Raw genomic sequence first — 20,017 nt, 5'->3', positions numbered from 1 at the left:
TTTCGCGATATTGTCGACGCATCAATTGTTCATAGGGGGGGCGCCATGACGCGGATGTACGATGCTCGAGGCAATATCTACGCGGTGGTGGCGCCTGACGCCCTGCGCGATAGCGGTATCGAGCTGCCTGAACAGGCCAGCCAGGCGGCGCAAACCCGTGAGGCCTGGGCGTTGTCGGCTATCGAGGCATTCTGCGGCTGGGCTCCCGGGACACAACCGCCCGGCAGCAAGGCGCATCGTTGCGATGGCTTGCTGGTGGGGCCGTTTCAATCTTCGCCGCCGTTTGACCTGCTGATCGTCAACACCGACGGCAGCCTGGCCGAGCGCAGTGGCAATGGCCTGACGATTTTTTCCCAGGCCCTGAGTGAACAAGGGCTGATACCGAGGGAGGAGGCTTGCCTGCTCAGGGTTCATCACGACAAGTGCGATGCGCTCTCGCCAGTGGCGACTTCGGTGAAACCCGCCGAAATCGATGGCGTGCAAGGGTTCTGGCTGGACTTGGGGCAGCCTTCGTTCGGGCCTGAAGCGGTGGGTGCGCAAGGGGTCGAAGCCGTCGTGTTGGACGGGCGTGATGTCAGTCACGTGCGGCCATTGTCGACGCTCGACCCAGCCTGGAACCGCAGCCAGTTCGTGCGCATCGGTAACCCCCATTGTGTGACGTTAGTGACAGGCGCCGATGCGTTGCCGAGCAACGCACAAATGCGCGAGCCGGAGTTGTCTGGAGGGTTGACCCGCATCGCTTACGCCACGCCGACCGGGGCGGGGCAGCCGTGTGCGGCCGGGGTGAACCTGCAATGGGCGATGCTTGAATCCGAAGGGCGAATCGTTGCGCGGGTGTTCGAGCGTGGCGAAGGGCCGACCGCGTCGTCGGGTACCAGCGCCAGTGCGGTGGCGTGCGCGGCGTGGCGAGTGGGTTGGGTGGCGGCGGGGGAAGTGCAAGTGGTCATGCCCGGCGGCACGGCGCCGATTCTGCTGGAAGAACGGGAGGGCGAATTGAGTCGGGTCAGGTTGTTTGGGACGGCGCGGTTGATGGGGTGATTTTGAGACCGTCATCGCGAGCCTGCTCGCGATGACGCCCGAATGGTCAGCGAAGATTCAGAGCCGATCCGCCCACTCAACCACCGGCATCTGTCGCTTCATCAACACCTTGCCCCCGCGAATCGAATACAGCGGCAGACCCTGGCTGCGGATCACTTCGTAATCGCTGTCCGCCGACAGGATCAGCAGATTCGCCGGCCGGCCCCGTTCCAGACCATAGCGATCGCCCAGGTTCATCGCCTTGGCACTGTTGTCCGTGACCAGGTCCAGCGCACTCTGCAAATTGCGATAACCGAGCATGTGGCAGATGTGCAAACCGGCCTCGAGCACCCGCAGGATGTTGCCATTGCCCAGCGGATACCACGGGTCGACGATCGAGTCCTGACCGAAACACACGTTCATCCCCGCTTCGAGCAACTCATTCACGCGAGTCACGCCACGGCGTTTCGGGAAGTTGTCGAAGCGGCCTTGCAGGTGAATGCTTTCGGTGGGGCAAGAAACAAAACTGATCCCCGAGTGCCCGAGCAAGCGAAACAGTTTCGCGCAGTAAGCGTTGTCGTAGGAGCCCATCGCCGTGGTGTGGCTGGCGGTGACGCGCGAACCCATGTCGCGGCTGCGGGCCTCTTCGGCCAGCACTTCAAGGAAGCGCGAGTGCGGGTCGTCGGTTTCGTCGCAATGCACGTCCACCAGACACCCCGTGCGTTCGGCCAGGTCCATCAGGAACTTCACCGAGCTCACGCCCTGGTCCCGGGTGTATTCGAAATGCGGAATGCCGCCGACCACATCGGCGCCCAGGCGGATCGCTTCTTCCATCAGCTCGCGCCCGTTGCGGTACGACTCGATGCCTTCCTGGGGGAACGCGACGATTTGCAAGTCGATCAGGTGGTGGCTTTCCTCGCGGACTTCGAGCATCGCCTTGAGCGCGATCAGTTCCGGGTCGGTGACATCGACGTGGGTGCGCACGTGCTGAATGCCGTGGGCGGCGAGGGTCTGGATGGTTTTTTTGGCGCGGGTCTTGGTGTCTTCCTGAGTGATGGTGGCCTTGCGCTCGCCCCAGCACTCGATACCTTCGAACAGCGTACCGCTCATGTTCCAGCGCGGTTCGCCGGCAGTCAGGGTGGCATCGAGGTGAATGTGCGGTTCGACGAAGGGCGGCACCACCAGATTACCGCCGGCGTCCAGGTCATCCGGCCCCAGTGACGGGGCTTCGGTTTGCCGGGCGATGCTGTGAATCAGGCCGTTTTCCAGGTGCAACTCATGCAGGCCTTCTTGGTTGCGCAGGCGGGCGTTGATGATATGCATCAGGCGAGTCCTTTTAGAGATCTTGTAGTGGTGCTTCGGCGGTACGGGCACCCAGTACGCCGGTCAATAACACATACGTTAGCGCGGCAGTGGCAATCCCTACCAGCGGCGCGATCCACGGCGAGCTGAATGCTGCGACGGTGCCGACCGCATAAGCGCTCAGGCCAGGCCAGTTGAACGCCGGCAACCGGGCATCGGCCAGGCGTGGATATTGCCCACGGTAACGGAAGAAAAAGTCCGCCATGATCACCCCGCCAATCGGCGGAATCACCGTGCCCAGCAGAATCAGGTAAGGCACCAGCATGTCGTACATGCCCAGCAGCGCCAGCAGCGTGCCGATCACCGCGCCGGCCAGGGTCACGGTTTTGCGCCGGCCGGTGCGCAACAGATTGCAGCCGGCGACGGCGAAGTTGTAGATCGTGTTGTCCTGGGTGCTCCAGATGTTGAGCAGCAACATCGCCATCGCGGCCATGGCGAAGCCTTGCAGCAACAGCACTTCGACTACGTCCGGTTGCTGATAGACGATCGCGCCATAGGCACCGATCAACACCATCAGGCCGTTGCCGATGAAAAAGCCGATCAGGCTCGCCAGCACCGCGACTCGCGCCGAACGGGAGAAACGTGTCCAGTTGGTCGCCTGGGTCGCGCCACTGACGAAGGTGCCGAACACCAGGGTAATCGCGGTCGACCAGTCCAGTGTTGCCGTCGGCACCACGGCGAGCAAACCCTCGAGCCCGCCGACCTTCACCGTCGCGACCCACATCGACAGCATCAGCAGCAACATCATGGCGGGTACGGCGATGTACGACAGAATCTCCAGCCCGCGATAGCCGATGTACGCCGTGGCGCAAAAGCCCAGGCCGAACAGCACCATCAGCCCCAGTACGGTGCTTTCATTCAGTTCGAAATATTTGCCGAGTACGACGGCTGCGGTCGCGGTGCCCCAGGCGTACCAGCCGATCTGGGTGAAGCCGAGGATCAGGTCGCTGAGCTTGCTGCCCACTTCGCCGAAGCAGAAACGGCCCATCAACACCGAATTGAGGCCGCTTTTGAAGGCGATGTAGCCAAGCCCGGCTGCGTAGATTCCCAACAGCAGATTGCCGGCGATGATCACCGCCAGCATCTCGCTGAAACTGAACGCCACCCCGAGCTTGCCGCCGGCAAACATGGTCGCCGTGAAGAAGGTAAAACCCAGCAGCACCATGGCCGTGGAGGCGAGCCCCTTGCGGGCATGCATCGGGACTTCGCTTAAAGGGTAATCGTTGCCCGGATCGTTCTGCGTCATGTGGCATTCCTTGCTGGATGGAGGACGCGAGGGTGTTGCAGTGCTCGTGCCAATGGCGCGAGGGTGTTGTTCTTTATAGCCGAGCCGGCGGATTTAGCCTGAAGAGGGGCACGAAAGCAGTGCGGCAGTGGTTCAAATTGGAACGCAGCAATCAGGTAGTCACAACGTCCTGTGGCGAGGGGGCTTGCCCCCGTTTGAGTGCGTAGCGCTCACAAGATCTTTGGTATCTCAGAGATTTTGGGGCCGCTTCGCGACCCAACGGGGCGATGCGGCGTTCCGACAAGCCCCCTCGCCACAGGGTCTCCGTCGCTCAGGCGTTCTGTGCCAACGGCAAAAACCGCAATATCGCCGCCATGATCGCCTCCGGTGCATCCTCCTGCACCAGATGCCCGGCATTCGCAACGGGATGAAACTGCGACCCCGCAATCATCTGATGCAACGCCCGCCCGCGTTCAATGGGAATCCACTGATCGTCTTCCCCCCAGAGAATCTGCACCGGGCAGCGAATCGTCGGGTACAGCGTTTCGATCTCGCGGGTATAACGCTCATCCATCTGCGCGATCTGCCGATAGAACGCCGCTTGCCCCGGATCACCCAGCCAGGGCTGCACGTAAGGCGCCAGCTCCTGATCGGAAATCTCGCGCTTGATCGCGCCACGAATATAGGTCGGCACAATCGCCCGTTGAATGTAATCAGGCAGCCCGCTGAACGCCGCTTCATGCTGACGCACATGCTGCACGAACGGCGAACCCCAGGGCGACAGCGCCACCGGGTCAATCAGCGTCAGGCTGCGGTAATCCTTGCCATTGAGCAGATGCGCGCGCAACACAGTGGCGCCGCCGAAATCGTGGGCTACCACGTCTGGCCGTTCCAGGCCCCAGTGCTCCAGCAATTGCGCCAACAGTTGGTTCTGTACGCCCAGCGACACATCGCCGTCTGGCTGTGCGGACTGCCCGTAACCCAGCAAATCGAAGTAATACACCCGGTGCGAGGTGATGAAGTGCGGCGCGATCCGGTGCCACACATGAGAAGAGAAGGGCGTGCCATGCACGAACACCAGCGGCGGGCCGTCGCCACGCACGGCGTAGCGAACGGAGTGCCCGTTGAAGCGATAGGTCTGAGCCAGCGGCCAGTCAGTCATGGGTGCGTCCTCTTGGCGTGTGCGAGCCCAAAAGCATAGGCATAAAAAAACAGCCATTGAAGGCTGTTTTTCATATCACTGACGAAACGCATTCTCCTTGTGGGATTTACGTTTACTCGCCGCGATAGATGCAACCGCTGGTGCAGGTTTCGTGGATGCGGATCGCGCTGAGTTCCGGCAACAACGGCTTCAACTCATTCCAGATCCACTTGGCCAGCACTTCGCTGGTCGGGTTTTCCAGGCCGGGAATGTCGTTCAGGTAATTGTGATCGAGGCGCTCGTAGAGCGGCTTGAAGATCTCTTTGATTTCCGAGAAATCGCGGATCCAGCCGGTGTGCGGATCGAGGTCGCCGCTCAGGTGAATCGCCACTTTGAACGAATGACCGTGAAGGCGGCCGCACTTGTGGCCGTCCGGTACGTGGGGCAGGCGATGGGCGGATTCGAAGGTAAACTCTTTGAATATTTCCACAGTGATGTTCAGCTCTTTCAGGTGGCGATCGCCGCGGCGATGTGGGCAGGTGGCGAGTTTACCAGAGCTCCGGGCAAAACACTGACTAAAGGGTCAGCAAGCGCTCGCCGAGGCGACCGTTGGCGGTCAGTTCAAGGAATTCATCGCCCAGGCGACGGCTTTCATCCATCGTTGCGCGCCAATACTTCTGTCGGCTCGGGGCATCGCCCATGAAGCGCTTGAAGTCGTTACGGTCCGGCAGCTTGCCGTAGGGCAGGCGTGCCAGGTATTCCTTCGACGGTGCCAGCAGCAGAACATCCTGCAAGCGCTCAGGGCAGGCGCGGCGCCATGGCAGCGTCTTGTCGAACCAGCCGGGGATCACCCGGTCGGTGAAATGCGGATACAGCACGATGTCGTTGCCGCTGTAGGGCAGGTCGAGGTGATAGTCCAGCAGACCACCATCACGGAACGTCCCCGCGCCGGCCCCCGGCAAGTCGCGCACGCCTTGCATGACCATCGGGATCGAACCCGAGGCCAGCAGGGCCTGGCGCAGGTTGCCGGCATTCAGTGAGATGAAGCGCGACGGGAAGTCGTTCAGCGTGTTGACCGGTGGCGTCAGGCGCGGGTCGTGGATGATCAGCCGCTCGAAATGCCGCGACAGCCGTGCGCGACCGCGCAGGTTGTCGGCGATCACCGACGACAGGCCCAGCCCCAACCGGCCGCGATGATCGCCCGCCAACAGGCCGTGGCTTTTGACCACCATGATGTTCAGGCGGTAGTGGGCGTTATCCAGAATCGAAGCATCGCGGCCGTCGAGCAAGTCATCGAGCATGCGTCGGGAGCTCTGGCTGATCTGCGCCATGGTCACGCCTTTGGCGAAGTTCTGCTCGGTGTACAGATGACCGAGGCGGCGGATGCCTTCGGCGGCATCCGGCAGGCAGGCGCTGGCGAACCGCCAGGAACCCACCGAGGCGCCGATCAGCGAACGCTCCCGGGGCGCCGCCGGCAGCCATTCGCCAAACAGCGCCAGGTCCAGACCCTGAATCCCCAGCGCTTTCGGGCCACCGGCGGCGCCCGGCAACGTGCCCACATCGGCAGCGTTCAAGCCGTTGGCACGGATGCGCGCCAGAGCGCGCGGGCCGGCCTTGAGGGTCAGGGAAGGGAACTTGATGTGGATAGCGGTCATACCGGTCTCGATGTCTGGCAAGCAGGGATTATAAGCACCTCTTGGGCTGCGATTGTCCCCGATCAATGCAGGGGCTGCCGAAGGCTGCGATGCTTTGATCTTTGGCTGCGTCATGCACGCAAAAAATCCAAATCAAAAGATCGTCCGATCGCGGCCCGAGCCTTCGGCAGCTCCGGCTTATGCGTAAGCTATTCCCAATGATGGCAATTCAGTTTCAGTTAAGTTCGAATCGCTAAGGTCGCGCCGTCGGCAACACATAAGAAAATACGGAGCCACCCCATGAAAATCCTGACTGCCCTGTTCACCGCGTCCCTCATCTGCCTGACCGCCAGCCTCGCTCATGCCCGCGACCTGGGCCCCGACGAAACCCTGAGACTGCACGACGCTGGTACCATTGTGTCTTTCGAGAAGCTCAACGCCACCGCTCTGGCCAAACACCCCGGCTCGACCATCACCGGCACCGAGCTTGCAGAAGAGTACGGCAAGTACAAATACCAGATGGAACTGCGCGACCCGCAAGGCATTGAGTGGGATATGGAATTGGATGCGGTCAGCGGGCAGGTTCTCAGGGATCATCAGGATACGTAATGAAGGTGCTTTCATTTTCAAGCATGGCGCTGGTGCTTCTGGCTTTTTGCTCGGTGGCCGTGGCCCGCGACCTGGATCAGGACGAAGCCCTGCGCCTGCGCCAACAGGGCGTGATCCTGCCGCTGGAGCAGCTCTTGCAGCAAGCGCTGGACCGCTATCCCGGGGCCAAGTTGCTGGAAGCCGAGCTTGAAGAAAAACACGACGTCTATGTTTATGAAGTCGAGCTGCTGACCGCCGAAGGCGTGGTGCGCGAGCTGGACGTCGATGCCACCACCGGCCACGTGCTGAAAGACAAGGAAGATTGATCGATGCGTTTGCTCCTGGTGGAAGACCACGTGCCGCTGGCCGACGAATTGATGGCCGGCCTCAATCGGCAAGGCTACGCCGTGGACTGGCTGGCCGACGGCCGCGATGCGGTGTACCAGGGCAGCAGCGAGCCTTATGACCTGATCATCCTCGACCTCGGCCTGCCGGGTTTGCCGGGGCTTGAGGTGCTGGCGCAGTGGCGGGCCGGTGGCCTGGCCACGCCGGTGCTGATTCTCACCGCACGCGGTTCCTGGGCCGAGCGGATCGAAGGCCTCAAGGCCGGCGCCGACGATTACCTGAGCAAACCCTTCCACCCGGAAGAACTGCACCTGCGCATTCAGGCCTTGTTGCGCCGCTCCCACGGCCAGGCCAATCAGCCGACACTCAAGGCCGCCGGGCTGCACCTGGATGAAGGTCGCCAGTGCGTGACCCGCGACGGCGCCGACATCCAGCTCACCGCCGCCGAATTTCGCCTGCTGCGCTATTTCATGCTGCACCCCGAACAGATCCTTTCCAAAAGCCACCTCGCCGAACACCTCTACGACGGTGAAACCGAGCGCGACTCCAACGTGCTAGAAGTCCACGTCAATCACCTGCGCCGCAAGCTCGGCCGCAGCGTGATCGAAACCCGTCGCGGTCAGGGTTACCTGTTCGGCGGGCAAGCCCAGTGAGGTCGATCCAGCGTCGCTTGAGCCTGGGCCTGATCAGCGTGATGGTGATCGTCGGCCTGGTGCTGGCGCAAACCAGCCTGTGGCTGTTCGAAATGGGTTTGCAGCGCTACCTCGAAGCCGGGTTGCGCAACGACAGTGAAAACCTGCTGGTGGCGCTGGTGCGTGGCCCGCAGGGGTTGCAGCTGGATGAGCGCCATCTGTCGCCGGCCTATCAGCGCCCGTTTTCCGGGCACTATTTTCGTATCGACTTTGCCGACAGCCATTGGCGCTCCCGCTCGTTATGGGATCAGGACCTGCCGCGGCTCGAACACCCGGGCCTGAACAGCAACCTGCAACTGGGGCCGGAAGGGCAGCAGTTGCTGGTGCTGCGTTCGGACTACCGGCGGCTGGGCCAGGCGATTTCCATCAGCGTCGCTCAGGACTACACGCCGGTGCGCGAGAGTTTCTGTCGCATGCAACAAGTCGGTCTCGGGTTGGGGCTGGCGGGGCTGTTGCTGATTTTGCTGTTGCAACGGATCACCGTGCGCCGCGCCTTGCGCCCGCTGGAAAAGGCCCGCGAGCAAATCGCCCAGTTGCAGCAGGGCCAGCGTTCGCAACTCGACGAAGCCGTGCCGGTGGAGCTGGAACCGCTGGTGGCGCAGATCAACCATTTGCTGGCCCACACCGAAGACAGCCTCAAGCGCTCGCGCAATGCCTTGGGCAACTTGGGGCATGCGTTGAAAACCCCGTTGGCGGTGTTGTTGAGCCTGGCTTCCAGCGAGAAGCTCGATGCGCACCCGCAGCTGCGCAAGGTGATTCAAGCGCAACTGGAGCAGGTCCAGCAGCGACTCAATCGCGAACTCAACCGCGCCCGGTTGTCCGGCGATGCGCTGCCGGGTGCGTTGTTTGATTGCGATGCCGAGCTGCCGGGGTTACTGGCCACGCTGAGCATGATTCACGGTGAACACCTCGACCTGAGCTACCGCGCACCGGCCGGTTTGCAACTGCCGTGGGATCGCGAAGATCTGCTGGAGTTGCTGGGCAACCTGCTGGACAACGCCTGCAAATGGGCGGATGCCGAGGTTCGGTTAAGCGTGGTTGAAACGGCTGAAAGTTTTCAGTTGAGCGTGGAAGACGATGGGCCGGGGATTCCCGAAGACCAGCGTGACCAGGTGTTCAGCCGCGGTACACGGCTTGATGAACAGACCGATGGGCATGGATTGGGATTGGGCATCGTGCGCGACATCGTCGACACGTGGGGCGGGGTGTTGAGGCTGGAGGAAAGCGAGTGGGGCGGGTTGAAAGTGATGATCGAACTGCCCAAACGCTGACACAGAGCGGAAGCCAACCCATAACCCTGTGGGAGCGCAATCCGTTAAATATCGGCAATAGCCGTTCGCTTTGACAAGGGGACGATGCTGCGGCACAGTGCGCGCCCTCTAATAAAACCCTCTCTTCAATCCGCTGGCGGCGCTTGTGCGCACTGCCGGACGGACTCTTTCCGCTTGCCTTGAGGTAACGATGATTAATGCAGTAATTGCCGCGGTCGGCATCATGCTGATACTCAGCCTGTCCCGCGTGCATGTGGTAATCGCGCTGATTGTGGGCGCGCTGGTCGGTGGTTTGACCGGTGGCCTGGGGATCGATGCGACCCTCAAAGCCTTCAACAGCGGCCTCGGCGGCGGGGCGACAGTGGCGTTGTCCTACGCCTTGCTCGGCGCGTTCGCCGTGGCCATCGCCAAGTCCGGCCTGGCCCACGCCCTGGCGGACAAAGCCCTGGCCATGGTCGATCGCCAGCACACCAACGGCGGCGGCAATGTCAAATGGCTGCTGATCGGCCTGCTCTGGGTGGTGGCCATCGCCTCGCAGAACATTTTGCCGATTCATATCGCGTTTATCCCGTTGCTGGTGCCGCCTCTTTTATATGTGCTGACCAAACTGCAACTGGACCGGCGGTTGATCGCCTGCGTGATGACCTTCGGGCTGATCACGCCGTACATGTTCCTGCCGGTGGGCTTCGGCAACATCTTCCTCAATGAAATCCTGTTGGCCAACGTCGCCCGTAGCGGGGTGGACATCAGTGGCATCAACGTCACCCATGCCATGGGCATTCCGGCGCTGGGCATGGTGTTTGGCCTCGCGGCAGCCTTCATCAGCTACCGCAAGAAGCGCGTTTACGACCTGGAAAAGATCGAGCAAGTCGAACAGGTCGCGGTGCAGTACAACCCCTTGAGCCTGATGGTCGCCGGTCTGGCGATTATCGTGGCGTTCATTATTCAGCTGTTGCTGGACTCGATGATTATCGGGGCGCTGGTGGGCTTTCTGATCTTTTCGGCGTCGGGCATCGTCAAGTGGCGTGAAACCGACGACCTGTTCACCGAAGGCATGAAGATGATGGCGATGATCGGCTTCATCATGATCGCCGCATCCGGTTTTGCTGAAGTGATGAAAGCCACCGGTCATGTGCAGACACTGGTGGAGTCCTCGGCCTCGTGGATCGACCACAGCAAAGGCATCGGGGCGCTGTTGATGCTGCTGGTGGGCCTGTTGGTGACCATGGGCATCGGCTCGTCGTTTTCCACCGTACCGATTCTGGCGGCGATTTTCGTGCCGTTGTGCGTGCAACTGGGCTTCAGCCCGATCGCCATCGTGTGCATCGTCGGCACGGCCGGCGCGCTGGGCGATGCCGGTTCACCGGCGTCGGACTCGACCCTGGGCCCGACCTCCGGTCTGAACATCGACGGCCAGCATCACCACATCTGGGACACCGTGGTCCCGACCTTCCTGCACTACAACCTGCCGTTGCTGGCGTTCGGTTGGGTGGCGGCGATGGTTCTGTAACCACTCTACCTTGTGGGACCGCGTTCAACTTTTGATCTGGCGTGCCGTTATAGCCTTTAACCACGCCAATAAAATCAAAAGAGTGAACGTCATGCGCATGAGCCTGAAGGCCAAAGTCCTGTCCCTTGCCGTCCTCCCGGTGTTGCTCTTTGCGCTGGTCATCAGCCTGACCACGCTGTTCATTCTGCAGGAACAGGCCCGCAAGGAAGTCGAGGAAACCCGTCAGCGCCTGCTCAGCGATGCCAAGGCAACCCTGCAAAGCTACGTTGCCGTGGCCATGACCGCGATCAAACCGCTCTACGACGCGGCCGCTCCCGGCGATGACGCGGCGCGGGCGCAGGTGATCAAGTTGCTGTCGAGTATCACCTACGGCAAGGACGGCTACTTCTTCGGCTACGACTCCAACACCGTGCGCCTGTTCAAGGCCAACAGCCCCGAAGGCGTGGGCCAGAGCTTCAAGGACAACCGCGACCCGAACGGCATCTACGTTAACCGCGACCTGGTGAAAGTCGCCAAGGACGGGACCCACTACCTGCAATACAGCTCGCCACTGCCTGGTAATACCCAAGTACAGGTGCCCAAGCTCGGCTACACCGAATATCTGTCGAAGTGGGACATGGCGGTCGGCACCTCGGTCAACCTCGACGGCATTGAAGCGCAAGTGGCGCTGGTCGAGATCAAGGTCCAGGAACGCATGCAAGGCGTGGTGCTGAGCATTGTCGGGATTGCCGTGCTGGTGCTGTTGGTGATCGCCGCGGCCGGGATGCTGCTGGCCAATACCATTCTGCGTCCGCTGAACCTGATGAAAGCCAACCTCGACGACATCGCGGCGGGCGAGGGCGACCTGACCCGGCGCCTGACCATCACCAGCCAGGATGAACTCGGCGAACTGGCCGGCTCGTTCAACCGTTTCGTCGACAAGATCCACAGCCTGGTGCGGCAGATCACCGAAATGACCTCGCAACTGACCGGGCTGGTGAATCAGGTTTCCGATCAGGCCCAACGCTCGGATCAGGCCATGGAGCGCCAGCGTCACGAGACCGATCAGGTGGCCACGGCGATCAACCAAATGTCGGCGGCGGCCCAGGAAGTGGCCAAGAGCGCGCAAAACGCCGCGGTCGCTGCCCAGCAGACCGACGAAGAAGGCCAGGCCGCCAAGCGCGTGGTGGCCGGCAGCATCGTGAAGATTCATGCACTGGTGAACGACATTCGCAGCAGCGGCGTGTCCCTCGACAGCCTGCAGAAAGACGTGTCGTCGATTGTCAGCGTGCTCGGGGTGATCCGTTCGATTGCCGAGCAGACCAACCTGCTGGCGCTCAACGCCGCCATTGAAGCGGCCCGCGCCGGTGAGGCCGGACGTGGTTTTGCGGTGGTCGCCGACGAAGTGCGGGCGCTGGCCAGTCGCACGCAAATCAGCACCCAGGAAATCCAGGGCATGATCGACCGCTTGCAGGCCGGCACCCAATCGGCGGTCGAGTCCATGCGCCGCTCCAGCGAGGCCGGCGACGGCACGTCGGCCCAGGCCAACGAGGCCGGGGCGTCGCTGGACGCCATGGCCCAGTTGATCGGCACCATCAACTCGATGAACGCGCAGATTGCCAGCGCCGCCGAAGAGCAAACCGCCGTGGCCGAAGAGATCAACCGCAGCGTGCACCAGATCGCCGTGGCGGTAGACAGCGTCGCCGACGAGACCCAGCGCGGTGCGCAAACCTCGCGCAGCCTGGCCGATCTCGGTCAGCGCCTGGGGCAATTGGTCGGGCAATTCCGTATTTGATTGATGTCGCTGAGAGCGTTTTGCGATCTGCAGCAGCTGCCGAGCCCGCGAGGCTGCTGCTACGGGGGAGCCACATCGCGACTACCCTCAATAGTAAGCAAACTCCGTCCAGGCATCTGTTTGAACCGGTTTCCGCAACGGGCGGTCATTTGCTTCAGGTGCCGCGCACCCGCGGCACCCGGACGACCCTAACCATGGAGTCAGACTCATGAACGACGGTACCTGCGACTGCCCGAAATGCTCCTGCAAACTGGGCGATCACCCCATCGTGCGTCACGGCAAGCACTATTGCTGCGAAGGCTGCGCCAAACATCACGAACACGGCGAAGAATGTTCCACCAAAGGCTGCAAGTGCGCTAAGCACTGACCGCTCATCCAAAAAAAGTGGAGCCGCTGCGGCTCCACTTTCAGTTCGAATATTCACCCTCCCGTTCAACGTTCAACTCGTCGGCCGCCAGGTCACGTTCTCGACGCCGAATTTTTCCGCCACAGGTTTGCTGGTCTTTTGCACCCGCTCACGGCCAAAACGAGGGATCCGGCCTACGCCGGCATCGCAACTGGCCCAGTGCCAGGCTTCTGCGTTGTCCATTTTGTCCTGGCGGATGATGAAAGACTTGGGCTTGCCATGAAGTGTGTATTCAATGACGAAAAGCTTTGCGTTGTTCATAAAGCCTGTATTCCTCCCTGTTGTTATAGAAGGATCGTGAGGCGCGCGAAAAATTCCGTCGGATTGTCAGTCGGTTACAGCGACTGGCGACACGTCGCACGCCTCGCTACCATGGAGCCTTTCCGTCCCCTAATGATCCTAGCCTATGGCCAAGGCCGCCCCCCCTGATTTAAGCGATACCGATGTGCCCGTGCAACCGCTGGCGCGTACTTACCCACGTGGGTTGTATATCGAGCCTCACGAACATGCGTGGGGCCAGTTGCTGTACGCGATGAGCGGCGTGATGTGGGTCGAGACGCCCAATGAAGCACTGGTGGTGCCGCCGCAACGGGCGGTCTGGCTGCCGCCGGGTGTGCCGCACGGGATTCGCGTGGTCTCTGACTTGCAGATGCGCAACATCTACCTGCGGCCGTCATTGGCGGCGACACTGGACGACAGTGTGCAAGTGATTGAAGTCGGCGGCTTGCTGCGCGAACTGATCGTCGGGTTGGTGGAGCAGGGCGACGACGGTGCCCCGGATTACTACGACGCGCTGGTCGGCCTGGCCTTGCTGGAGCTCAAGCGCGCCCGGCGCTCATTGCTGAAAATACCGCTACCGGACGATTCCGACCGGCGGCTGATGAACCTGTGCCAGGCGGTCATGGCCTCACCGTCGCTGGACATTCCCTTCGAGCAGCACGCCGAAAATGCCGGTGCCAGCGTGCGTACCCTGGCGCGGTTGTTCAAGGACGGTTTGGGCATGGGCTTCGCCGAATGGCGGCGGCAGGTGCAACTGGCGACCGCGGCGGCCGAATTGATTCAGGGCGTACCGGTCAGTGCGATAGCCCGGGAACTGGGTTATTCGCCGAGCAGCTTCAGCGACATGTTCCGCCGGGAACTGGGTGTCGCGCCTTCGCAGTTTTGCGTGAGCCAGCAACGGGGCGGCGCTGCGTAAAAAGCGCTTTGGCCGACATTCAGAAGTACTTGGCCGACGTCCGTGGCGACCTCTCTCTAGACTCTGCGCATACCCTCTTATGCCACGGAGTCTGTCATGAACTACCTTATCTCGTTGGGTATCGGTCTGGGCGTCGGCCTGCTCTATGGCGCGCTGGATTTTCGTTCCCCCGCACCGCCGGCCATCGCGCTGGTGGGCCTGCTGGGCATGCTTGCCGGTGAGCAGTTGTGGCCCTTGGGTCGGCAACTGGTGGCGGGCTGGATCTCCTGAAACCTCTTATCCATTTGGTGGAAATGCCCATGAAAGCACTGCAATTCGACAAAACCGGCGACCTCTCGGCCCTGCGCTACGTTGAGGTGCCCACCCCCGTTCCCGGCGCTGACGAAGTGCTGGTCCAGATCAAGGCGGCGGGCCTCAATCCCAGCGATGTGAAAAACGTACTGGGGCGCTTTCCCTACACCACATTGCCGCGGATTCCCGGGCGTGATTTCGCCGGTATCGTCGTCGAAGGCCCGCAGGCGCTGATCGGCCAGGAAGTCTGGGGCACCGGCCGGGAGCTGGGCTTCTTTGCCGACGGTTCCCACGCGCAATTCGTCAAACTGCCGGCCAATGGCGTGGCGCTGAAGCCGACGCATCTGAGCTTTGCCCAGGCTGCCAGCCTCGGTGTGCCGTACACCACGGCGTGGGATGCGCTGGAGCGCAGTCTTGTCACGACCGGAACGCGGTTGTTGGTGATCGGCGGCGGGGCGGTGGGCAGCGCAGCATTGGCGCTGGCCAAAGTCCGGGGCGCCCAAGTGCTGGCGGCGGCGCGGCGGCCGGAGCAGGTCAAGGATTTGCAGGCTCAGGGTTATCAGACGCTGCAACTGGATAAGCCTGAGGACCTGGGCGCACAGGTCAACGCCGTGTATGCCGGCGGTGCCGACGTGATCTTCGACACCACCGGTTTCTGGCTACCGGCCTCGGTCCCGGCGCTGGCCGCGTTCGGTCGCATCGCAATCATCGCCGCGCCGGCGGATGGGCATGTGCAATTGCCGGCCCTGGCGCTGTATCGCAAGGGCGGTTCGGTGGTAGGGATCAATTCGTTGCTGTACGGGGTTCAGGCGTGTGCGGCGATGCTCGAACAGTTCGGAAGCTTTTTCGATCAGGGCCTGTTGCCGTTGCCGGAAGGGCTAGTTGAATCGCCGTTGGCCGAGGGGCTGGAACGGTATGCCGAGGTGAATCAGGGCAGTGGCGACAAGGTGATTTTGTTGCCGTAAAGAGCTTCGCGGGCAAGCCTCGCTCCTACAGGTTGGTGTCGATTTCGAACCGTAGGAGCGAGGCTTGCCCGCGAAAGCGTCCTCAAGCCGAACTCAAACCTCAGGCACGCCTTTCTCCCAAGCCGACCAATTCTTTAAAATCTCCTGCACCAACGGATTCCCCGTGCGGTACAGGTTCTCCAGTGCCGGCACAAACCCGCCCTGATCGGCGTATTTGAGCAGGTTATCCACCTCGCTCTGGCCCGGCGCGGGCCGGTCGAAGTCGGAACCGGCGCGTACCACCGCCAAACGGCGGACATCCACCAGACCTTCGCGACTGGCCCGCAACAGTGCCTCGTAGGTGGAGTTGTCTTCCTGCTGAGTGGTGCAGTAGACACCTTCGTTGTTGGTCAGCAATTTTGTCCAGACTTCCGCCCGCTCACTCAAGCGCGTCCCGGAAAACCAGGTATTGCCCGCCAGCGTGTCGCACTGCGTCACCACCGGCGGCTGATTGGCCGGGGCCGACGGATACTTCAAGCGCCACGCCGCCGACTCCTTGCTCTCGCTCAGCTCGACCTTGTGGCTCAGGGCGAAGGCCTTGGCCTGCAGCTTTGGGTTGAGTTCGAAGACTTCGGTCTTGTAATCCAGCGGTGGTTTTTCGTTCGGGCCTTTGGTGTTGATGCCCAGGTAACCGGTCGGCCAGTCTTTCGGCGCGTCCCGGGAGTCCAGTTCCCACTGGGTGCCGAACTCCACCAGGTAGTGCGCCCACGCGGTGGTGCCGATGGTCCCGTGTTTCGGGCTGATGCCGGCAATCCCGGCGATCAGGAAGTAACTTTTGCGCAGGTCGAATTTTGGCGACAGCGCCAGGGCCAGGGTTGAGGCCGCCGCATTGGTCTGGCCCATGCCGGTGACCATCAGGCATACCTGTTCGATGTTGCAGCGAATGTTCGGGTACTCGGCGGAGAGGCCCGGTACTCGCACTTCCTGCTTGAGTTCCAGGCGATCGATCCAGTTCTGCGCCTCGGGAGCGAACATGGTGATCAGCATCACTTTCGGCTGGATCGGCGCTTCTACCGCCCAGGCAGAGGAAGAGAGCAGGGTGCTTGCCGCAAAACCGACAGACAGGGAAAGACGCGTCATTGCTTTCATAAAACCTCCTGATTCAAATGAGCCTTAAAACTGATAGCCGACACCGGCGTAGTAACCCCAGCCGTTGGAACGGGCGCGGAAGTCGCCGTCGCCGAAATTCAACTCACTGCCGTCCTCCCAGTTGCCGCCGTTGTGGAAGTAACGGCCGACCAGGGTGAAACGCAAGTGGGTGAAGGCGTAGAGCAACACGTTGGTGGCCACGGTGGCATTGGCGGTGCGGGCCGGGTTGTCCTTGTGCAGATCGGAGCCGAAGTCGAAGTTGGTGAAACCGATGTAGGTCAACGAAGCGCCGTTGCTGAAACTGCTGATGGGCACGATGTATTTGAGCTGGGCACGGTAGCCGTCCCACGAATACTCGTTACTGGCGCCGTAGTTTTCCCACTGGTAGCGACCGTAGAAGTTGGCCGACAGGTTGACCCGCGAATGGGTGTCGATGTCGGTGCCGAGGCCGCTGTACAGCGTGTTGGCGCGGTTGGCGCGGTTGCTGCCGTGGTCGTAGATCCAGTCGAACGCCACGTACCATTCCTTGAACGGCCCGACGGCCAGGCTGCGGCCGGAGAGGTAGTCGATGGAAATCCGCGGTTCGTGCTCCATGAACACTGGCGAGCCGTGGTCCCATACGCCTTTGTCATGGCTGTTGCCGATGTCGAAGATCTTCGGAATGTCGATGTAGCCGTACAACTCGAACGGCCCCTTGCGGCCGAAGTACTCGTATTCCAAGTAGATGTCGTCGGCCGGTTGCGGGCCGAAACTGATGTCCTTGCTGCCGATGACGGTCAGGTCCTGATTGAACCAGTCCGACAGGTACGCGCCTTTTTTTGGTGGGTTGGCTTCAGGACTGAGGGCTTCGCCCTGGGCGGACTCTTCGGTGGTGGCCGGTTGGGCCAGCGCGGAGCTGCTGAGTAGTCCTGTAACGCTGGCCAACAGCAAGGAAACAGCAAACGTGCGCGAGCAAGTCACGCGACTGGGGGTGCAATGCATTAAAAGTCCCTTTTCGTGCGGATCGAAGCCCCGGTGGTGCGGGCTTGTGCGGTTTAAGTGGCGAACAGGCCGGTATCGGCGGCTCGCAAACGTTTGCATAAGCTATACCAATTTTCGCAATGCGCTGAAAAGCCGGAGGAATTGGCGGTTTTGCTGTCCTTTTGGTCAAGGATTTCGAGGGGCGGGGGAAAGGCGGGGGAGCTGAATGCACCAAAGTGAGTTTCGCTGCACAAAGATCGTTCTTACGCGGCTTCTGCCAAATGGGGTTGCTGTAGAATCCTCGCCATTGACTTCACAAGGTGCATCCCATGAGCGAGCCGATACGTCTGACCCAATACAGCCACGGCGCAGGTTGCGGCTGCAAGATTTCGCCCCAGGTGCTGGAGGTGATTCTGGCCGGCAGCGGGGCGCAGAACCTGGACCCGAAACTCTGGGTTGGCAACGCCTCGCGCGATGACGCGGCGGTGTATGCCATCGATGAAGAGCGCGGCGTGGTGTCGACCACTGACTTCTTTATGCCGATCGTCGACGATCCGTTCGATTTCGGCCGTATCGCCGCCACCAACGCCATCAGCGACATTTACGCCATGGGCGGCGATCCGTTGATGGCGATTGCGATCCTCGGCTGGCCGGTCAATGTGCTGGCGCCGGAGATTGCCCGGGAAGTGATTCGCGGCGGGCGGTCGGTCTGCGATGAAGCGGGAATCCCCCTGGCCGGCGGCCATTCCATCGACGCACCTGAGCCGATCTTCGGCCTGGCCGTGACCGGACTGGTGGAAAAGCGCCACATGAAGCGCAACGACACTGCCACCGCCGGATGCCTGCTCTATCTCACCAAACCCTTGGGCATCGGCATCCTCACCACCGCCGAGAAAAAGGGCAAGTTGCGCAATGCCGACATCGGCCTGGCCCGCGACTGGATGTGCACCCTGAACAAACCCGGAAGCCGTTTTGGCAAGCTCGATGGCGTGACCGCAATGACTGACGTCACCGGTTTCGGCCTGCTCGGGCATCTGGTGGAAATGGCCGACGGCAGCAACGTGACCGCCCGCATCGGCTATGACCGTGTGCCGCGCCTGCCGGGCGTCGAGTATTACCTCGATCAGGGCTGCGTGCCCGGCGGCACACTGCGCAATTTCGACAGCTACGCCAGCAAGGTCGGTCGGCTCCAGGAGTTGCACAAACGCGTGCTCTGCGACCCGCAGACCAGCGGCGGTTTGCTGATTGCGGTCAAGCCCGAAGGCGACGCAGCGTTCCTGGCGGTGGCGGCCGAACTTGGGCTGGCCCTTCAGCCGATCGGCGAACTGGTTGAGCGACAGACCCACGCGGTTGAGGTGGTTTGATGTCCAGAGACTTCACCGATTACCGCGACATCTTCCTCAACGACCGGCCGATGATGGATGTGCGCGCGCCGATCGAATTCCTCAAGGGCTCATTCCCTGGTGTGGTCAACCTGCCGCTGATGAATGACCACGAGCGGCAACGGGTCGGCACTTGCTACAAGCAACACGGTCAGCAAGCAGCCATCACGCTGGGGCATCAATTGGTGGCCGGCGCGACCAAGGCCGAGCGTATCCAGGCCTGGGCCGATTTTGCCCGGGCGCATCCGGATGGTTATTTGTATTGTTTTCGCGGTGGGCTGCGTTCGCAGATCACCCAGCAGTGGCTCAAGGACGAAGCGGGCATCGACTATCCGCGGGTCGGTGGCGGCTACAAGGCCATGCGCACCTTCTTGCTCGACACGCTCGACCAGGCCGTTGCCCAGTGCGATTTCGTTTTGCTGGGCGGCATGACCGGCACCGGCAAGACCGAGGTGCTCACGCAATTGAGCAACGCGCTGGACCTTGAAGGTCATGCCCATCATCGCGGCTCCAGCTTCGGCAAACGCGCCACCGGCCAACCCTCCAACATCGACTTTGAAAACCGCCTGGCCGTGGACGTGCTGAAAAAGCGTGCCAGCGGTATCGAGCAGTTTGTGCTCGAAGACGAGAGCCGCGCGATCGGCAGTTGTGCGCTGCCGTTGCCGCTGTATCAGGGCATGCAGCAGTTTCCGATGGTCTGGCTGGAAGACAGCCTGGAAGGGCGCGTCGAGCGGATCCTGCGCGATTACGTGGTGGATTTATGCGCCGAGTTCACCGAGGTGTATGGCGATGAAGGCTTCGCGCTGTTTTCCGAGCGGATGTTGGCGAGCCTGAACAATGTCCAGAAACGCCTGGGCGGCGAACGTCATCGGCGGATGCTGACCTTGATGGAGGATGCGCTGGCGGAACAGGCCAATAGCGGCGCGGTGGATTTGCACCGGGGCTGGATCGAAGGGTTGCTGTGTGAGTATTACGACCCGATGTATGTGTTTCAGCGGGAGAAGAAGGGGGCGCGGATCGAGTTTGTCGGGGATCGGGGGGCGGTTCTCGAATATTTGCGGGAGCGGGGTAAGCAGCGGGGGTGATGTTGTTTTTACTGGCCCCTTCGCGAGCCTGCTCGCGATGAGGCCT

General features: G+C 61.7%; 21 protein-coding genes. 13 read left to right on the top strand and 8 right to left on the bottom strand.

Features of this window, described 5'->3' with window-relative positions; genetic code table 11:
* The first annotated feature begins 45 nt into the window (after nucleotides 1–45).
* Entirely contained in the window at nucleotides 46–1,038 is a 993-nt protein-coding gene (locus tag AC07V0_RS09845; protein ID WP_086945088.1) for a diaminopimelate epimerase, read from the top strand.
* A gap of 57 nt (nucleotides 1,039–1,095) precedes the next feature.
* Here the strand turns inward: AC07V0_RS09845 and codA are convergent, their stop codons facing one another.
* The 5 genes from codA to AC07V0_RS09820 form a co-directional block, all read right to left on the bottom strand.
* Nucleotides 1,096–2,340: a cytosine deaminase gene (gene codA, locus AC07V0_RS09840; RefSeq protein ID WP_018925368.1), complete on the bottom strand. Its 1,245-nt coding sequence runs from the start codon at nucleotides 2,338–2,340 to the stop codon at nucleotides 1,096–1,098.
* Between the two features lie 13 nt (nucleotides 2,341–2,353).
* Nucleotides 2,354–3,625 carry a cytosine permease gene (codB, locus tag AC07V0_RS09835; protein ID WP_018925369.1) on the bottom strand — a complete coding sequence of 424 codons (1,272 nt, stop codon included), beginning with the start codon at nucleotides 3,623–3,625 and terminating at the stop codon, nucleotides 2,354–2,356.
* 310 nt (nucleotides 3,626–3,935) lie between these two features.
* The gene (locus AC07V0_RS09830; RefSeq protein WP_086945087.1) at nucleotides 3,936–4,766 is read right to left on the bottom strand and encodes an alpha/beta fold hydrolase; all 831 of its coding nucleotides are present in this window, start codon (nucleotides 4,764–4,766) and stop codon (nucleotides 3,936–3,938) included.
* A gap of 112 nt (nucleotides 4,767–4,878) precedes the next feature.
* Nucleotides 4,879–5,235 (bottom strand): 6-carboxytetrahydropterin synthase QueD, encoded by a 357-nt coding sequence (gene queD / locus AC07V0_RS09825; RefSeq protein ID WP_007933061.1) that lies wholly within the window; start codon nucleotides 5,233–5,235, stop codon nucleotides 4,879–4,881.
* Nucleotides 5,236–5,320: 85 nt separating this feature from the next.
* On the bottom strand, nucleotides 5,321–6,400 hold the full coding sequence (locus tag AC07V0_RS09820; protein WP_086945086.1) for a patatin-like phospholipase domain-containing protein: 1,080 nt from the start codon (nucleotides 6,398–6,400) through the stop codon (nucleotides 5,321–5,323).
* Between the two features lie 279 nt (nucleotides 6,401–6,679).
* On the opposite strand from AC07V0_RS09820, the gene AC07V0_RS09815 reads away from it, so the two are divergent.
* The 7 genes from AC07V0_RS09815 (at nucleotide 6,680) to AC07V0_RS09785 (ending at nucleotide 12,926) form a co-directional block, all read left to right on the top strand.
* Complete coding sequence (locus AC07V0_RS09815) at nucleotides 6,680–6,988, top strand: PepSY domain-containing protein (RefSeq protein ID WP_018925372.1); 309 nt, start codon at nucleotides 6,680–6,682, stop codon at nucleotides 6,986–6,988.
* Nucleotides 6,988–7,293 (top strand): PepSY domain-containing protein, encoded by a 306-nt coding sequence (locus tag AC07V0_RS09810; protein ID WP_018925373.1) that lies wholly within the window; start codon nucleotides 6,988–6,990, stop codon nucleotides 7,291–7,293. Before AC07V0_RS09815 ends, AC07V0_RS09810 begins: the two co-directional genes overlap by 1 nt.
* Before the next feature lie 3 nt (nucleotides 7,294–7,296).
* Nucleotides 7,297–7,965: a response regulator transcription factor gene (locus AC07V0_RS09805; RefSeq protein ID WP_018925374.1), complete on the top strand. Its 669-nt coding sequence runs from the start codon at nucleotides 7,297–7,299 to the stop codon at nucleotides 7,963–7,965.
* Complete coding sequence (locus AC07V0_RS09800; RefSeq protein WP_019579967.1) at nucleotides 7,962–9,275, top strand: sensor histidine kinase; 1,314 nt, start codon at nucleotides 7,962–7,964, stop codon at nucleotides 9,273–9,275. Before AC07V0_RS09805 ends, AC07V0_RS09800 begins: the two co-directional genes overlap by 4 nt.
* 193 nt (nucleotides 9,276–9,468) lie before the next feature.
* Nucleotides 9,469–10,785, top strand: a complete 1,317-nt coding sequence (locus AC07V0_RS09795; protein ID WP_173861189.1) for a Na+/H+ antiporter family protein — start codon at nucleotides 9,469–9,471, stop codon at nucleotides 10,783–10,785.
* Nucleotides 10,786–10,876: 91 nt separating this feature from the next.
* Nucleotides 10,877–12,559, top strand: coding sequence for a methyl-accepting chemotaxis protein CtpM (gene ctpM / locus AC07V0_RS09790; protein WP_064618971.1), 1,683 nt, complete (start codon nucleotides 10,877–10,879; stop codon nucleotides 12,557–12,559).
* Nucleotides 12,560–12,767: 208 nt separating this feature from the next.
* Nucleotides 12,768–12,926, top strand: coding sequence for a metallothionein (locus AC07V0_RS09785; protein ID WP_086945083.1), 159 nt, complete (start codon nucleotides 12,768–12,770; stop codon nucleotides 12,924–12,926).
* A gap of 72 nt (nucleotides 12,927–12,998) precedes the next feature.
* Here the strand turns inward: AC07V0_RS09785 and AC07V0_RS09780 are convergent, their stop codons facing one another.
* On the bottom strand, nucleotides 12,999–13,226 hold the full coding sequence (locus tag AC07V0_RS09780) for a DUF6555 family protein (protein WP_086945082.1): 228 nt from the start codon (nucleotides 13,224–13,226) through the stop codon (nucleotides 12,999–13,001).
* 145 nt (nucleotides 13,227–13,371) lie between these two features.
* On the opposite strand from AC07V0_RS09780, the gene AC07V0_RS09775 reads away from it, so the two are divergent.
* From AC07V0_RS09775 to AC07V0_RS09765, 3 genes are all read left to right on the top strand, one after another.
* A complete protein-coding gene (locus AC07V0_RS09775) occupies nucleotides 13,372–14,160 on the top strand; it encodes an AraC family transcriptional regulator (RefSeq protein WP_086945081.1) in 789 nt (262 codons plus the stop codon).
* A 96-nt stretch (nucleotides 14,161–14,256) separates the two neighbouring features.
* Nucleotides 14,257–14,430 carry a DUF1427 family protein gene (locus tag AC07V0_RS09770; RefSeq protein WP_007933035.1) on the top strand — a complete coding sequence of 58 codons (174 nt, stop codon included), beginning with the start codon at nucleotides 14,257–14,259 and terminating at the stop codon, nucleotides 14,428–14,430.
* 29 nt (nucleotides 14,431–14,459) lie between these two features.
* Nucleotides 14,460–15,416, top strand: a complete 957-nt coding sequence (locus AC07V0_RS09765; RefSeq protein ID WP_018925381.1) for a quinone oxidoreductase family protein — start codon at nucleotides 14,460–14,462, stop codon at nucleotides 15,414–15,416.
* 93 nt (nucleotides 15,417–15,509) lie between these two features.
* Here AC07V0_RS09765 and AC07V0_RS09760 read toward each other — a convergent pair whose 3' ends face one another.
* Both AC07V0_RS09760 and AC07V0_RS09755 read right to left on the bottom strand, forming a co-directional pair.
* Nucleotides 15,510–16,544 (bottom strand): purine-nucleoside phosphorylase, encoded by a 1,035-nt coding sequence (locus tag AC07V0_RS09760; RefSeq protein WP_086945080.1) that lies wholly within the window; start codon nucleotides 16,542–16,544, stop codon nucleotides 15,510–15,512.
* A gap of 24 nt (nucleotides 16,545–16,568) precedes the next feature.
* Entirely contained in the window at nucleotides 16,569–17,525 is a 957-nt protein-coding gene (locus tag AC07V0_RS09755; protein ID WP_086945079.1) for a nucleoside-specific channel-forming protein Tsx, read from the bottom strand.
* Nucleotides 17,526–17,833: 308 nt separating this feature from the next.
* On the opposite strand from AC07V0_RS09755, the gene selD reads away from it, so the two are divergent.
* Together selD and mnmH are read left to right on the top strand one after the other, a co-directional pair.
* Nucleotides 17,834–18,868 (top strand): selenide, water dikinase SelD, encoded by a 1,035-nt coding sequence (gene selD, locus AC07V0_RS09750; RefSeq protein WP_018925384.1) that lies wholly within the window; start codon nucleotides 17,834–17,836, stop codon nucleotides 18,866–18,868.
* Nucleotides 18,868–19,971 (top strand): tRNA 2-selenouridine(34) synthase MnmH, encoded by a 1,104-nt coding sequence (gene mnmH, locus AC07V0_RS09745; protein ID WP_064618962.1) that lies wholly within the window; start codon nucleotides 18,868–18,870, stop codon nucleotides 19,969–19,971. Before selD ends, mnmH begins: the two co-directional genes overlap by 1 nt.
* The last annotated feature ends 46 nt before the right edge of the window (nucleotides 19,972–20,017 follow it).

This window comes from Pseudomonas sp. GW821-FHT01E10, assembly GCF_059422365.1.
This window is presented reverse-complemented; position numbering and strand designations above follow the sequence as displayed.

Bases quoted from the DNA above. Each gene is read 5' to 3' on its own strand.
- AC07V0_RS09845 (WP_086945088.1), top strand. From the start codon at position 46: ATGACGCGGATGTACGATGCTCGAGGCAATATCTACGCGGTGGTGGCG.
- codA (WP_018925368.1), bottom strand. From the start codon at position 2,340: ATGCATATCATCAACGCCCGCCTGCGCAACCAAGAAGGCCTGCATGAG.
- codB (WP_018925369.1), bottom strand. From the start codon at position 3,625: ATGACGCAGAACGATCCGGGCAACGATTACCCTTTAAGCGAAGTCCCG.
- AC07V0_RS09830 (WP_086945087.1), bottom strand. From the start codon at position 4,766: ATGACTGACTGGCCGCTGGCTCAGACCTATCGCTTCAACGGGCACTCC.
- AC07V0_RS09820 (WP_086945086.1), bottom strand. From the start codon at position 6,400: ATGACCGCTATCCACATCAAGTTCCCTTCCCTGACCCTCAAGGCCGGC.
- AC07V0_RS09815 (WP_018925372.1), top strand. From the start codon at position 6,680: ATGAAAATCCTGACTGCCCTGTTCACCGCGTCCCTCATCTGCCTGACC.
- AC07V0_RS09810 (WP_018925373.1), top strand. From the start codon at position 6,988: ATGAAGGTGCTTTCATTTTCAAGCATGGCGCTGGTGCTTCTGGCTTTT.
- AC07V0_RS09805 (WP_018925374.1), top strand. From the start codon at position 7,297: ATGCGTTTGCTCCTGGTGGAAGACCACGTGCCGCTGGCCGACGAATTG.
- ctpM (WP_064618971.1), top strand. From the start codon at position 10,877: ATGCGCATGAGCCTGAAGGCCAAAGTCCTGTCCCTTGCCGTCCTCCCG.
- AC07V0_RS09785 (WP_086945083.1), top strand. From the start codon at position 12,768: ATGAACGACGGTACCTGCGACTGCCCGAAATGCTCCTGCAAACTGGGC.
- AC07V0_RS09780 (WP_086945082.1), bottom strand. From the start codon at position 13,226: ATGAACAACGCAAAGCTTTTCGTCATTGAATACACACTTCATGGCAAG.
- AC07V0_RS09775 (WP_086945081.1), top strand. From the start codon at position 13,372: ATGGCCAAGGCCGCCCCCCCTGATTTAAGCGATACCGATGTGCCCGTG.
- AC07V0_RS09770 (WP_007933035.1), top strand. From the start codon at position 14,257: ATGAACTACCTTATCTCGTTGGGTATCGGTCTGGGCGTCGGCCTGCTC.
- AC07V0_RS09765 (WP_018925381.1), top strand. From the start codon at position 14,460: ATGAAAGCACTGCAATTCGACAAAACCGGCGACCTCTCGGCCCTGCGC.
- AC07V0_RS09760 (WP_086945080.1), bottom strand. From the start codon at position 16,544: ATGAAAGCAATGACGCGTCTTTCCCTGTCTGTCGGTTTTGCGGCAAGC.
- AC07V0_RS09755 (WP_086945079.1), bottom strand. From the start codon at position 17,525: ATGCATTGCACCCCCAGTCGCGTGACTTGCTCGCGCACGTTTGCTGTT.
- selD (WP_018925384.1), top strand. From the start codon at position 17,834: ATGAGCGAGCCGATACGTCTGACCCAATACAGCCACGGCGCAGGTTGC.
- mnmH (WP_064618962.1), top strand. From the start codon at position 18,868: ATGTCCAGAGACTTCACCGATTACCGCGACATCTTCCTCAACGACCGG.